At 68.4% G+C, this 14,297-nt stretch carries 10 protein-coding genes; 4 read left to right on the forward strand and 6 right to left on the reverse strand.

The features are described 5' to 3' along the window. Positions 1-53 precede the first annotated feature (53 nt). Positions 54-1,499 carry an NAD(P)/FAD-dependent oxidoreductase gene (locus VGP60_RS19500; RefSeq protein ID WP_327549466.1) on the forward strand — a complete coding sequence of 482 codons (1,446 nt, stop codon included), beginning with the start codon at positions 54-56 and terminating at the stop codon, positions 1,497-1,499. On the opposite strand, the gene VGP60_RS19505 is transcribed toward VGP60_RS19500, so the two are convergent. Together VGP60_RS19505 and VGP60_RS19510 are read right to left on the reverse strand one after the other, a co-directional pair. Beyond that, positions 1,500-2,120 carry an L-threonylcarbamoyladenylate synthase gene (locus VGP60_RS19505; protein WP_327549467.1) on the reverse strand — a complete coding sequence of 207 codons (621 nt, stop codon included), beginning with the start codon at positions 2,118-2,120 and terminating at the stop codon, positions 1,500-1,502. Between the two features lie 394 nt (positions 2,121-2,514). Beyond that, entirely contained in the window at positions 2,515-5,160 is a 2,646-nt protein-coding gene (locus tag VGP60_RS19510; RefSeq protein ID WP_327549468.1) for a discoidin domain-containing protein, read from the reverse strand. Positions 5,161-5,838: 678 nt separating this feature from the next. Here VGP60_RS19510 and VGP60_RS19515 point away from each other — a divergent pair. Continuing rightward, on the forward strand, positions 5,839-7,581 hold the full coding sequence (locus VGP60_RS19515; RefSeq protein WP_327549469.1) for a discoidin domain-containing protein: 1,743 nt from the start codon (positions 5,839-5,841) through the stop codon (positions 7,579-7,581). A 91-nt stretch (positions 7,582-7,672) separates the two neighbouring features. On the opposite strand, the gene VGP60_RS19520 is transcribed toward VGP60_RS19515, so the two are convergent. Then, positions 7,673-8,191 carry a GNAT family protein gene (locus tag VGP60_RS19520; protein ID WP_327549470.1) on the reverse strand — a complete coding sequence of 173 codons (519 nt, stop codon included), beginning with the start codon at positions 8,189-8,191 and terminating at the stop codon, positions 7,673-7,675. 216 nt (positions 8,192-8,407) lie between these two features. Here VGP60_RS19520 and VGP60_RS19525 point away from each other — a divergent pair, with 216 nt between their 5' ends. Continuing rightward, the gene (locus VGP60_RS19525) at positions 8,408-9,286 is read left to right on the forward strand and encodes an ATP-binding cassette domain-containing protein (RefSeq protein ID WP_327549471.1); all 879 of its coding nucleotides are present in this window, start codon (positions 8,408-8,410) and stop codon (positions 9,284-9,286) included. Between the two features lie 3 nt (positions 9,287-9,289). Here the strand turns inward: VGP60_RS19525 and VGP60_RS19530 are convergent, their stop codons facing one another. After that, on the reverse strand, positions 9,290-10,597 hold the full coding sequence (locus tag VGP60_RS19530) for an aldehyde dehydrogenase family protein (protein ID WP_327549472.1): 1,308 nt from the start codon (positions 10,595-10,597) through the stop codon (positions 9,290-9,292). Between the two features lie 53 nt (positions 10,598-10,650). On the opposite strand from VGP60_RS19530, the gene VGP60_RS19535 reads away from it, so the two are divergent. Continuing rightward, a complete protein-coding gene (locus tag VGP60_RS19535) occupies positions 10,651-11,217 on the forward strand; it encodes a TetR/AcrR family transcriptional regulator (RefSeq protein ID WP_327549473.1) in 567 nt (188 codons plus the stop codon). Positions 11,218-11,276: 59 nt separating this feature from the next. Here VGP60_RS19535 and VGP60_RS19540 read toward each other — a convergent pair whose 3' ends face one another. Both VGP60_RS19540 and VGP60_RS19545 read right to left on the reverse strand, forming a co-directional pair. Continuing rightward, entirely contained in the window at positions 11,277-13,826 is a 2,550-nt protein-coding gene (locus VGP60_RS19540) for a LamG-like jellyroll fold domain-containing protein (protein WP_327549474.1), read from the reverse strand. Position 13,827: 1 nt separating this feature from the next. Further along, complete coding sequence (locus VGP60_RS19545; RefSeq protein WP_327549475.1) at positions 13,828-14,280, reverse strand: RbsD/FucU family protein; 453 nt, start codon at positions 14,278-14,280, stop codon at positions 13,828-13,830. Positions 14,281-14,297 lie beyond the last annotated feature (17 nt).

A 14,297-nucleotide genomic window follows, 5' to 3' on the forward strand; every position in this document is an offset into this window, starting at 1 on the left:
GCCGCGCGCAAGAGATCGCCACTTGTCGACAGGTGGCGGTAGGTTGTGAGGTCATGGGTGACGTCGCGATCGTCGGTTCCGGCCCGAACGGGCTCGCCGCGGGCGTCATCATGGCCAGGGCCGGGCTGTCGGTGGACCTGTACGAAGCGGCCGACGGGATCGGCGGCGGCCTGCGCTCGAAGTCGTTGTTCGAGCCCGGGATCGTGCACGACATCTGTTCGGCGGTGCATCCCATGGGCGGCGCGTCGCGGTTCTTCCGGGAGTTCGACCTCGCCGCGCGCGGGGTGGAGATGATCCTGCCGGAGGTGAGCTACGCGCATCCGCTGGACGGCGGCCGTGCCGGAATCGCTTACCTGGACCTGGATCGGACCTGTGCGCGGCTCGGCGTGGACGGCGAGCGGTGGCGCCGTTTGGTGGGTCCGCTGGCCGAGCGCAGCGAGAGCCTGGTCGACCTGCTCCTGTCGGATCAGCGGCGCGCCCCGGCGGACCCGCCGGCGGCGGCGCTGCTGCCGAGCCGGATCCTGGAAGCGGGGACACCGTTGTCCCGGCGCATGTTCCGTGAGCCGGAAGCCGCGGCGATGCTCGCCGGTCTGGCGGCGCACTCGATGGCCCGGCTGCCCAGCCTCGCCGCGGCGGGCGTCGGCCTCCTCCTCGGGGAGCTCGCGCATTCCAGCGGCTGGCCGATCCCTCGCGGTGGCAGTCAGGCGATCGCGGACGCGATGGCCGCGGATTTCGTGGCCCACGGCGGAAAACTGCACACCGGTCACCGGGTCTCGGATATCCGGGAGCTGCGGGAAGCACGGACGGTGCTGCTCGACGTCGCTCCGCGTGGGCTGCTCGACATGGCGGGTTCGTTGCTCCCCAACGGCTATCGACGTCAGCTGGAGTCCTATCGGTACGGAGCGGCGGTCGGGAAGGTCGACTTCCTGGTCTCCGAGCCGATCCCGTGGGCGGATCCTGAAGTCGGTAAGGCCGGGACAGTGCATCTCAGCGGTGATCAGGCCGAGACGTATCACGGAGAAACGCTGGTGGCGCGCGGAAAACGCCCCGACCGGCCGTTCGTGATGCTGTCCGAGCCGATGATCGCCGACCCGTCGCGCGGCGAGCCGGGCAAGCGTCCGGTGTGGGCGTACTGCCATCTGCCGAACGGTGACGACGTCGAGCCGTTCGACCTCGTGCGCGACCAGATCGAACGGTTCGCACCGGGCTTCTCCGAGACCGTGCTCGCGTCGCGCAGTGTGACGGCCTCTGAGCTCGCCGCCTACAACCCGAACTACGTCGGCGGCAACATCAGCACCGGCGCGGTCACGCCGAAACAGGTCCTCGCCCGGCCGGTCGCCCGCTGGAACCCTTACCGCACCCCGCTTTCCGGGGTCTACCTGTGCTCGGCCGCCACCCCGCCCGGCCCGGGCGTGCACGGCATGTGCGGCTACTTCGCCGCGGAATCGGCGCTGCGCCGGGAGTTCGGCAGCACCGAAATGCCCAAACTCGGCATCTGACTACTCGAAGCGGGAGGTGTCGCCCGCGCCGCGTCGCACGATCTCCGGCTCGGCACCCGAGAAGTCGATGACCGTGGTCGGCTCCGTGCCGCAGTCGCCGGAGTCGATCACCGCGTCCACCACGTAGTCGAGGCGCTCCTTGATGTCCCAGCCCTGCGTCATCGGCTCCTCCTGGTCGGGCAGGAGCAGCGTGCTCGACAGCATCGGCTCACCGAGTTCGGCGAGCAGCGCCTGGGTGACCACGTGGTCCGGGATCCGCACGCCGACGGTCTTCTTCTTGGGGTGCATCAGCCGGCGCGGGACCTCTTTGGTCGCCGGGAGGATGAACGTGTAGCTCCCCGGCGTCGACGCCTTGATCGCGCGGAACACCGCGTTGTTCACCACCACGAACTGGCCGAGCTGGGCGAAGTCCTGGCACATCAGGGTGAAATGGTGCCGGTCGTCGAGGTGGCGGATCGACTTGATCCGGTCGATCCCGTCGCGGTTGCCCAGCTGGCAGCCGAGCGCGAAACACGAGTCGGTGGGGTACGCGATCAGGCCGTCGGCACGCACGATGTCGACGACCTGACCGATCGCACGCCGTTGCGGGTTCTCCGGGTGAACATCGAAGTACTTGGCCATGCGTGGAGCTTAGGATCTTGCCCCGCTCCCCGCCCGCCAAGCCACCCTCCCGGCGTGGCGCACCCCTACCGGAACGGGAAACACGGCTACGCGGGCGGGGAGCAGGGTGTTTCCCGTCTGTGTAGCCGTGTTCCCCGTATGTGTAGGGGTGTTTCCCGCTAGTGCACCCGGGAGGCCGTGATGGCGGCGCCCCGGGCCAGGCGGTGCTGACGGCGGATCTGGGCCTCGGCGAAGCGGCGCCGGTCCTGGTCGGTCCGCGGCAGCACCGGCGGCACGGTCCGCGGCTTGCCTTCGTCGTCGATTGAACCACCAGCTCAGTGGCCCTAGCCGACGCAAAGAAGGGGCTTTCGAAGGCGGCGCTGCCCTCGAAAGCCCCTTCAGTCACTGATCCCGGTCAGGGATAGTTCACCAGGTAGTTGACCTGGTTCGTGGCGTCGGACTGGCCGCCGGTGTTGTTGATGATGTGGGCGATCGTGCCCACCCCGCCCAGCGACACCGTCACGAGGTTGTGGAACTTCACGTTCGGCGTGTTGGGCACTTCGAACGATCTGCTCGCGACGATCGACGGGTTCACGTTGAAGAAGGAATAGCTTCCGACTCCCCAGGCCTCGTGGCTGGTCACCGAATCCGCGACCTTGTACGCCGCCCAGCCGAGGTTCCCGTTCCCGCTCGACCAAGCCGCTTGGTTCGGCGGGTCGTACGGCATCTCGTTCTGGTAGAAGTACGTCCGGCCGCCGTTGCCGTTCCAGAGGGTCTGGTACTCCTGGTAGTGCTCGACGAACAGGCCGTACATCGTGACGTTGTTCCCGTTGACGACCAGCCCGTTGGCCCCGGTGTTGAGGTTCCAGGCGACCTGGTCGCCGTGGTCGGCGCGCCAGATCCACATATGGTCGCCGATCACGTTGCTGCTGTTGATCCGCAGGCTGACCGTGGCCCGCCCGAGCGTGGTGCCGCCGCCGACGCGGAAGAACACGTCGTGCAGTGACGTCGGGTTCCCCGCGTGGTTGGCGGTGGAGCCCGCGGGACCGATTTCGGCGAGGACCGGCGAATTGACCGGGCTGGCGTCGATGAGCAGCCCGGCGAGCTTGACGCCGTCGACGTCCGCGGTGGAGATCGCCGGGAGGCCGGTGTCGGGCGTCAGGGTCGCGAGGCCGAGGCCGAGCACGACGGTGTCGGGCCGGGTCACCTTGATGGTGTCGTCGAGGTGGTAGACCCCCGGCGTGAACAGCAGGTTCTTGCCCTGCGCCAGTGCGGCGTTGATGGTCGCCGTGGTGGAACTCGGCTTCGCCACGTAGAACTCGCTCAGCGAGATCGACGAACCGGGGGCGTTGCCATTTCCCCAGCTGGTACCGACGGAGTTCTGCCGCAGCGACGGGACGAAGACGTTGTACTTACCGGTGTCGTCGACGTACAGGAACGGCTTCTCGCGGATGACCGGGGTCTGCGCGACGTTCGTGTTCGGCGGGGTGGGGAAGGTCTGCGCGGGAACGCCAGTGGAGCCGACGTAGACCATGTTCCACACCGAGCCCGCCCAGCGGCCGATGTCGGAGTTACGGGTCAGGAACTGTTGCTGGGAACCGGATTCGATCAGCCCGTCGACCTTGGAGTCGGCGATCAGGCCGCCGCTGGCCCAGCCGTCGCCCCCGTTCCAGAGCTGCATCTGGCCCTTGAGGTGCATCCTGCGGTACGGCGCGGCCTGCGCGACGGCCCACCGGTCGATCTGCCCGGCGGGCGGGGTCACCGCGAGGTTTTCCGCCGAGCGCCAGAAGTTCTGCGTGGCGTTGCCCTTGTTGTTCGGGTTGTCGCCCTGCTGCAGCCAGTCGGCTTCGACCCGGACGTGCCCGTTGATGTTCACCGCGTCCGGCGACAGGCCGAGACCCGCGACCTGCGTGTAGAAGCCGAGGTTCACGTCGGCGTTGTAGGTGCCGGGCTTGAACAGCGTGGCGTACCGCTGCTGGCCGAACTGGTTGGTGTGCTGCTGGTTGAAGATCGTGGTGAGCCGGTTCTGGATGTCGGCCTGCGGGGTCGACGGGTCGAACACGAAGACGTTCGGCCCGAAGTCCGGGTTCGCCGGGTCGGTCGGCGGGACGTCGACGGGTCCGGTGCCGCCGCTGGTGCGCACCGCGACCTCCCACAGCGAGTAGCCGTAGGCGGTGCCGCGCGCGGTGCCCGCCACTCGCAGGTACCGGCCGCTGCCGGCGACGTCGAGCGTCTGGACACCGCCGGTGCCCGTGGTCGTGGTGTAGATCGGGGTCCACGCGGTGGCGTCGGTGGAGGTCTGGAGCTGGAAAGCCTTGCCGTAGGCGGCTTCCCAGTTCAGGACGACCTGGCAGATCGACCTCGTGGCGCCGAGGTCGATCTGCAGCCACTGCGGGTCACTGGCCGCGCTGGACCAGCGGGTACCGGTGTTGCCGTCGACCGCGGCCGAGGCGGGAGTGCCGCCGTTCTCCGTCGACGAGCTGGTCGCCGGGCGGTTCAGCGCCGCGTTGTCGGTACCGCAGGCCGCGGCCGTGCCGGTCGAGCCGAAGACCTGGAACTCCCAAAGCGAGTAGCCGTAGGCGGTTCCGCGTTCGGTGCCGGTGAGGCGGACGTACCGGCCGCTGCCCGTGACGTCGAGCGTCTGGATGCCGCCGGCGCCCGTGGTGGTGCTGTAGATCGGGGCCCACGCACTGCCGTCGGTGGAGGTCTGGAGCTGGAAAGCCTTGCCGTAGGCCGCTTCCCAGTTGAGGACGACCTGGTTGATCGTCGCCGTGGCGCCGAGGTCGACCTGGATCCACTGCGGGTCGCTGAACGCGCTGGACCAGCGGGTGCCGGTGTTGCCGTCGATGGCGGCCGCGGCGGACACGCCCGCGTTCTCGCTGGCGGAGCTGGTGGCGGTTTTGCCTTGGGAGAGCAGGGAAACGGCGGCGTTCGCCGAGGGCGCGGAGCCGGCGAAAGGGGCGAGTGCGGTGATGGTCGCGAGGGCGACGGCGATCGAGAACACCGACCGCAGCGCGCGGCGCTTCCGAGGTACGGCAGAGCGGACTGAATCCGATCTCATGGTCCTACCTGTCGAGAGAGGGATGGGGAGGGGAGAAACCGTGCCACGAGCTGGAGAGCGCTCTCCAGATACAGCCGGGAACTCAGGGGCACGGCAGTGGAATCGGGGCGAAAATGCCTGCGGAACTCGGCACATTACGATCATGTTTCAGAGAGCGCTCTCCCAAGATGGTGAGCGCCGCCATTCGGACTGTCAAGAGTTGGGCGGGGTTTCAGTGGGAATTCGAGGTCGGGAACCGGGTCGGAGCGAGCCCCACTGCTCGAGGCGGCCGGGTTCGGGGCGAACGGACGGGCGTGACCCAGCCGCCGGGCCCACGCGAGCCTGGCGAACGACCTCGACGACTGTGTCATCCTGCGCTGAGCGCCCCGGAACCGGTTGCGGTACCGGTTCCGGGGGTGGTGTGATGCAGTTAACATGTTGGGAAATCCTTCGTCAAGAGCTCGTCGTGAATTTCGTTCACCCGGCCCAGGACTCCGGTGGTTCACCTGGTGGAAACGTGGCGTTGACAGTCGCGACGCCGTCTCCGTAACCTCGGGACGCAGAACGTCTCACTCCGGCGCGTGTCCCCCTGCATCCGCCGGTGTCTCCGCGTGAGTTCACGCGAGCCTTCCCGCTCCCCTCGGAGCAGCGCTGTGCCGTTTCCCGGCGAGGTGCCGCTCGCGTGACTTAGGAGATGAGATGTCCGCCTTCTCGATCCCCCGACGCCGTCGCGGCCGCTGGCTCGCCGGTGTCGGCCTGTTCGCCGGCGCGCTCGCCGTCGCCGCGTTGACCACCGCGGCTCCAGCGGCACAAGCCGCGCCGACGCTGCTTTCCCAAGGTCGCCCGGTGACGGCGTCCTCCGCCGAATCCGCGGCCTTCCCCGCCACCTCGGCGGTGGACGGCGACGCGGGTACCCGGTGGTCGAGCGCCTTCAGCGACCCACAGTGGCTCCAGGTCGACCTCGGCGCCACGGCCGCTGTCAGCCAGGTCGTCCTGAACTGGGAAGCCGCCTACGCCAAGGCTTTCACCATCCAGACCTCGACCAACGGCACCAGCTGGAGCACCGGCTACACCACCACGACCGCCACCGGCGGCAACCAGACGCTGGCCGTCACCGCGAACGCGCGGTACGTCCGGCTCAACGCCACCCAGCGCGCGACGCAGTACGGCTACTCCCTTTGGGAATTCCAGGTTTTCGGGGGCGGGACGACCGGACCGGCCGATGATGTCCTGCTGTCGTACAAAAAGCCCGGCACGGTTTCGTCCCAACAGGACGACGCCAACTGCGGCGGCTGTGTCGCGGCCAAGGCCTTCGACTTCGACCCGGCGACGCGCTGGGCGACCAGCGCGACCACCGGCTGGGTCGACCCGGGCTGGATCTCCGTCGACCTCGGCGCGACGGCCACCATCCATCGTGTTGTCCTGCAATGGGATCCGGCCTACGCCACGGCCTACCAGATCCAGACTTCCAATGACGGCACCAACTGGTCGTCGATCTACACCACCGCGGCGGGCAAGGGATTCAAGGAAACCCTGACCGTGACCGGAACCGGTCGCTATGTGCGGATGTACGGCACGGCGCGCTCCAACGGCTACGGCTACTCGCTCTGGGAGTTCCAGGTCTACGGCACCGGCGGCGCGCCCACCCCGCCGCCGGCGACGCCCGCCGACCCGGTTTTCCCCGCCACCAGACTGGTTTGGAGCGACGAGTTCAACAGCGGCGCCGGCACCACCCCGGACCCGGCCAAGTGGGTCGCGGACACCGGCGCCGGGGTCAACAACGAACTCGAGTACTACACGAACCACCAGAACGCCCGCCAGGACGGCGCCGGAAACCTTGTCCTGCAAGCACGTCGTGAGGTCACGCCCGGTTCGGCCTGCCCGCCGGACCCGATCAGCGGCAGCACGACGTGTCAGTACACCTCGGCGCGGATCAACACCTCGGGCAAGTTCACCTTCACCTACGGACATGTCGAGGCGCGGATCAAGGTGTCCGGCACGCAGGGGTTGTGGCCCGCGTTCTGGATGCTGGGCGCCAACTTCTTCGACAAGACGGCGAACTGGCCGTACTGCGGCGAGATCGACATCATGGAGCATGTCGGCAAGGAGCCGAACCTGTCCTATTCCACCCTCCACGCCCCGGCCTACAACGGCGCGGGCGGCGTAGGCGCACCACGGGACTTCGGCGCCGACGTCTCCGCCGGGTTCCATGTGTTCGGAATGGACTGGGACAGCAAGCACATGACGTTCACCGTGGACGGCACCCCGTTCCTGACCCTCGACAAGGCCACCGTGGAGGCCACCCGCGGACCTTGGGTCTTCGACCACCCGTTCGCGATCATCCTCAACAACGCCGTCGGCGGTGACTGGCCCGGTCCGCCGGGAGCGGGAACCGTGCTGCCGCAGGACATGGTCGTCGACTACGTCCGCGTCTTCCAGTAGCCCGTAAGGCGACTCCGCCATCTGTCGACAGGTGGCGATCTCTTGGCTACTGAGAGATCGCGAGATGTCGACAGCTCGTGGCTGGATGGCTCTACAACGTGACGTCGGCGCGCAGGATCGAGTAGCCGACGCTGTCGTGGTACGCGCCGTCGCGGAAGCCGTAGCCGCGCAGCACGCCTTCCTTGGTGAAACCGGCCTTCTCCAGTGAGCGCTGCTCGGCGACGTTGCCGATCTCCGTCATGGCTTCGAGGCGGTTCACCGTCGTGTGCGAGAAGAGGTACCGGGCCAGCAGACGTTGTGCTTCGGTGCCGTAGCCGTGACCGCGCGCGCCCGGGAGCAGGCCGATGCCGACGTTCCAGCAGGTGGAGAACGGGCCGGTCTGGCTCTTGGCCCACGAAACGAAACCGAGTCGCTCCTCGCCCTTGACGACCATCAGCAGTCCGCGCTGCGGTTCCAGCAGCCCGTTGTCGAACCAGCGGCGCTTGAGCAACTGCGGGGCCTGCCAGCCGAACCACTGGTAGGGACTGCTCGCCACGGGGTCGTTCGTCAGGACATCCACCACCGGCAGATCCGATTCCAATGCCGGGCGCAGTGAAACGTCATCAGTCATGGGCCGCAGCCTAGGGTGGCCGTTCGGCGCCGGTGCCGGGAGGGATCTCGGCCGTTCGGCCGATGCGAGGGCGGATGTCGCCGTTTACCGTCGGAATCCGCTGACCGAAGGTAAAGTGCCCCAGATCACATCGAGTGAAGAACCGTGGGACGGTGGGCCGCGTCTGAGGGGATGTGGCACGTTGGGGGCGGGACCCATCGCCGCGCTGGAGGAATTGTGATCAGAGCGGTAAATCTGACCAAGCGGTACGGCGACGCCGTGGCTGTCGACAATCTGACGTTCGACGTGCCGGTGGGCACGCTCGCCGGGCTGCTGGGGCCGTCCGGGGCGGGCAAAACCGCGATCATGCGCCTGGCGCTGGGCCTGGACATGCCGACCTCGGGCCGCGTCACCATCGGGGGCAAGCGGTACGAGGATCTCGAAGATCCACTTCGGATGGTCGGGACGTCGTTCGCGAACCCGGTGCCGTCGCCGGGCCGCTCGGCCAGGTCCTATCTGAACCGGCTCGCCAGGGTGCACAAGATCGCGCCGGGCAACGTCGATTCCGCTGTGGACGATGCGGGCCTGACCGAGGTGGCGGAGCTGAAGATCGGCGCGCTGCCCGCGGCGATGGTCCCGCGGGTGGGCATCGCGGCGGCGTTGCTGGGCGACCCCGGGATACTCCTGCTCGACGAACCGGCGGCCGGGCTCGATCCGCATGGCGTGCTCTGGCTGCGCAGGCTCACGAAGCGGCTCGCGGGGGAGGGGCGGACGGTGCTGGTGTCGTCGAAGCTCCTGGCGGAGATGGCATTGACGGTCAGCGAGCTGATCGTGCTGGACCAAGGGAAACTGCGCTGGCAGGGCCGCGCCGACGACTATCTGAACCAGGCCACCGAGGACTCCGTCAAGGTCCGCGCGCCCGCGCTGGTCGGCCTGCGGGCCGCGCTCGAACAGCACGGCGCCGTCACCCGTGAAGACGGCGACGGCGTCGTGGTGTTCGGAATGGACAGTGCGCGGATCACCGAGCTGGCCACCGAGCACGGTTGGACACTCGACGAAGTGACGCCCCGGCGCAGCGACCTCGAAGCGGCTTTCTCGACTTTCTGCGGTCCCTAGGACTTAGGAAAGCGGCTTGTCCAGGACCGCCTTCAGGTGACTGAAGGTGTCTATGGAGTACTTGCCGTGGTACCGGCCCATGCCGCTTTCGCCGACACCGCCGAAAGGCAGGTCCGACGCCGTGAGATGGGCCAGCGGCAGGCCGAACCCGAGCGCGCCCGAAGAGGTCTCGGAAAGCAGGCGCTGCTTGGTGTCTTCCGATTCCGTGAACGCGTAGAGCGCGAGCGGCTTGTCGCGGCCGGTGATGAACTCGATGGCGGCGTCGAGGTCAGGCACGGACACGATCGGGAGGATCGGCCCGAAGATCTCGTCGCGCATGACCGGTGCTTCCGGGTCGACGTCGGCGAGCACGGTCGGCGCGATGTAGCGGCTGTCGCGGTCGCTGCCGCCGCCGATCACGGTCCGGCCGTCTCCCAGTAGCGCGGCGAGCCGGTCGAAGTGACGGGTGGCGATGACGCGGCCGTATTCCGGGCTGGTGGCGGGGTTTTCGCCGTACAGCGCGCGCACCGCGGTGATCAGGTGCGGCTCGATTTCCTTGGCGGTGTCCCCGATCGCGAGGACGTAGTCCGGCGCGACGCAGGTCTGGCCGGCGTTCAGGAACTTGCCCCGCACGATCCGTTCGGCGACGACCGCGAGGTCCACGCCGGGCTCGACGACCGCGGGGCTCTTGCCGCCGAGTTCGAGCGCGACCGGCGTGAGGTGCTTGGCGGCGGCGGTCATCACGATCCGGCCGACGGTGCCGTTGCCGGTGTAGAAGATGTGGTCGAAACGCTGCTCCAGCAACGCCGTCGTCTCCGGGATGGCCCCTTCGACCACGGCGACGGCCTCGGTGTCGAGGTACTGCGGCACCAGGCGGGCGATCGCGGCGGAGGTGGCCGGGGCGAGCTCGCTGGGCTTAAGCACCGCGCAGTTGCCGGCGGCGAGCGCGCCGATCAGCGGCGCGATGACCAGGTGCAGCGGGTAGTTCCACGGCCCGATGACCAGCACCACGCCGAGCGGTTCACGCACGACCCGGCCCTGGGCGGGCAGCAGAGCGGCGGGCAGCGGCGCGTCTTCGGGGGCGAGCCAGCCGTCGAGGTGCTCGACGGTGTGGTCGATTTCCCGGACCAGGAAGCCGATTTCGGTGCGCTGCGCTTCGGCTTCGCTCTTGCCGATGTCGCTGTGCAGCGCTTTGACGAAGGTGCCGGCGTTCTCCGTGAGCAGCGTTCGCAGGGCTTCGAGCTGGTCATTGCGCCAGGTGACGGGCTTGGTGCGGCCGGTGCGGAAGCTTGCGCGGAGGTGGGCGACGACGTCAGCCGCGGTGGAGGTCATGATCACCACTGTAGACGAAACGAAAAGGTTTCGTTTCGTCTACAGTGCCTTCTGTGACTGACGACATGCGGACCTCGAAGAGCCGGGCCCTGCTGACGGCGACCGTCGCCGTGCTCCAGGAGAAGGGCTACGGCGGCCTGACCACGGCCGAAGTCGCGAAACGCGCCGGCGTGTCGACAGCGACGCTGTACCGGCGGTGGCGCTCCAAAGAGGACCTCGTCATCGGGACGTCGCAGGAATGGTCGTACGATCTGGGACCCGCCGAGGCGACCGGCAGCCTGGCGGGTGACCTGCGTGCGCTGCTGCGGGACAAGATGGCGACGCTGAACGGACCCGGCGGACATCTGCTGCGGGCGTTGATCGGGGAGGCCGCGCACAGTCCGGCGCTTTCCCAGGCGCTGAATACCGCCTACGTCCAGCCGATCGCCGCCCGGATCGGGACGGTGCTCGGCTGGGCGGTCGAGCGCGGGGAGATCCCGCCGGGGACGAATCCGCGGGTGGTGACCGACCTGGTGCTGGGGGCGACGACCAGCGCCGCGTTCTTCACCCGGGCCGAGGGAGACGCGGCCGAGGAACTGCTCCCGTTCCTGCTCCGCGCGCTGGGGGCTCAGACGCTATGAACGGACCTTTCCTTGCGCGAGACGCAAGGAAAGGTCCGTTCATAGCAGTTTGGCGAGCCCTACTTCCCGCTCGTGAACAACGCGCTCACGTCGGCGTCGGACAGCGCCCGGTCGTAGACGCGGACCTGGTCGATCGCGCCGTTGAGGTGGTCGACCTGGTTGCCGCCGAACTGGCCGCGCCCGATCACGGTGTGCCCGGTGGACGCCTCGCCGAGGCACGCGTCCTTCGTCGCCGCCAGCTGCCCGTCGACGTACAGCTTGACCTGGCCGGTCGCGGCATCACGTACGCCCGCGACGTGGTACCACCGGCCCGGCACTGGTGCTGTCGGTGCCAGCGCGCGAGTGCCGACGAAGCTGAACGCCAGCCGCTTGTCGGCGCCGGAGTACTGCAGGAAGAAGGCGCTGTGATCGCCGCCGTCCTGGCTGACCACGGTCTGGAACGCGCCACCCGCGGTGCCGTCGCCGGAGTCGTTGAGCTTGACCCAGGCGGCGACGCTGTAGTTGCCGGTGGTGTCCAGCAGTGCCGCGCCGGTGTCGGCGAACTGGCCGGAACCGTTGAGCGCCAACGCCGAGCCGCTCTTCCCGGCGGTCCAGGCGGCGCCCCCGACGAGGGCGGCGTCATGCGCGCCGACGCTGTCGTCCGCGACGGTGCCCTGGTTCTCGTCGAACGCGTACGCCGCGATCCCGTCCGGGCCGGGGGTTCCCGGGGGCAGGTTGCCGCCCGGCGTGGTCCCGACACTGCCGGAGGCGTCGATCAGCGCCCGGTTGGCCTGCCGCACCTTCGCGAAGTCCATTTTGGTCTTCTGGCGGTCGTAGGTGAAGAACCCGTTGACCTCCTTCTCGACGTCGGTGGTCTGCGTGTAGACGCTCGCGGACGTGCCGCACCGCTGCTCGGCGAGCAGCAACCGGTCCTGGAGCTGCAGGTAGCGGCTGGTCAGGGTCGCGCTGTCGGGCTCCATCTCGTAGGCGAAGCTGCCCGCCGGGTCGAACTCGTGGCCCGCGACCTTCAGGCCGAGCCCGCCGAACTCGCCGACGGCCGCGGCGCGGGTCGCCGACGGGGTGGGCGATCCCGGTCCGAGATAGTTGTGCTCGTCGTAGATGTCACCCTTTCCGCTGTCCGGCTCGGAATCACAGCAGTTGACACCGCTTTCGGCGTTGACCAACCGGCTCGGGTCCCAGGCCTTGACCTGGTCGGCGATCCGGCCGACCTCGTAGTCACCCCAGCCTTCGTTGAACGGCACCCAGGTGACGATCGAGGTGAAGCTCTTGTGCTGGTCGATCATGCGGTGCAGCTCGGACTCGAAGTTCGCCCGCGCGGCCGGCGTCGGCTGCCCGGCGTTCTCCGGCCAGCTGGTCTTCATCGCCGGCATGTCCTGCCACACCAGCAGACCCAGCTTGTCGGCGTGGTAATACCAGCGGTCGGGTTCGACCTTGATGTGCTTGCGGACCATGTTGAAGCCCAGCGCTTTTTCCTGCTCCAGGTCGAACTTCAGCGCCGCGTCGGTCGGCGCGGTGTGGATACCGTCCGGCCAGAACCCCTGGTCGAGCGGGCCGACCTGCATGATGAACTTGCCGTTGAGCAGCATCCGCGTCTTGCCGTCGGCGCCCTTGCCCAGGCTGATCGACCGCATGCCGAAGTACGAACCCACTTCGTCGACGGACTTGCCGTGGCCGCGATCGACGATCCGTGCCTTCAGGTCGTAGAGATACGGGTCGTCGGGGGTCCAGAGGTGGGCGTTGGGGACGCGCAGTTTCAGCGGGGTGTTCGCCGCGCCGGTGACCCGGCCGACTACCTGTTTCCCGTTGTAGGCGACCACTTCCACGCTCTGACCCCGGCCGAGGCCGCTGGCCTGGACGGTGACGCCGAGCGAGCTCGTCGCGAGGTCGGGGGTCATGTCGAGCCGGTCGATCCGCGCCGATGCGGTGGGTTCCATCCACACGGTCTGCCAGATCCCGGAGCTCGGCGTGTAGAAGATGCCGTCGCCGGGCTTGCGCTGCTTGCCCAGCGGCTGGGTCCCGGTGTCGTTCGGGTCCGCGACGCCGACGACGATTTCCTGCGGCCCCTTGCCTTTCAGCGCGTCGGTGACGTCGACGGAGAAGGCGTCATAGGCGCCGGTGTGCTGGGTGACCTTCTTGCCGTTGACGTACACCGTGGCGTCCCAGTCGACCGCCTGGAAGTGCATGAGCAGCCGCTGGTCGGACTTGCCGATCTTCCAGTCCTTCGGCACCTCGAAGGTGCGCCGGTACCACATCAGGGTTTCGTGCCGCATGATGCCGGACAGCGCGGACTCGACCGGGTAAGGCACGAGGATGCGTTCGGCGAGATCCACGCCGGTGGGCGGAGCCTGGCCGGCGGTCGCCGCGGCGAACTGCCAGACACCGTTGAGGTTCTGCCATTTGTCGCGGGTCAGCTGCGGGCGGGGGTACTCCGGCAGCGCGTTGGTGGGGGAGACCTGGCCGGTCCACGGCGTCGAGAGCGGTGGCGTGAGCCGTTTCCAGCCCGTGGACGGCTCGGCCGACGCGGCGCCGAGGCTGACCGTGGCCAGCGCGACCGCGACGGTGGAACCCAGGACGGCTAACCGTCTCCAGGTGGGGAGTTTCCGGGACATATCAGCGGACACCTTTCTCGAGGGGGCGAGAGCGGGGCGGCGGGACGGATCCGATGGTGAGCAGGATGTTGGCGTAGTAACGCTGGTCGCCGGTGGCGATCGTGGCGGCCAGCTCGAAACCGCGGCAGGCGGCGTAGAAGTCCTTACGTGCCAGTGACTCCATGGGCACGGCCGCGCCGACCATGCGCTGGTAGTCCGCTTCCACCGGCGACGGTGAACCGTCGTCCGGGCACATCAGCGTCGCCGATTCGATCGGGCTCGCGTCCACAAGGGACTCCAGCACCTGCTCGACGGTGACGAGTCCCGGCCTGAGGTTGAGGTTGATCACCTGCGCGAGCGGATTGGTGTTGGTATGGCAGGCATAGTTGGCGTCGGCGATCAGGATCCGGCTGCCGTGACCGGATTTCGCGAGCACGGCGATGATGTCCGGATGGATCAGCGGATAACGCAGCATCGAGGCTCCCCGGGGTA

Source organism: Amycolatopsis sp. (assembly GCF_036008905.1).
Lineage (GTDB): Bacteria > Actinomycetota > Actinomycetes > Mycobacteriales > Pseudonocardiaceae > Amycolatopsis.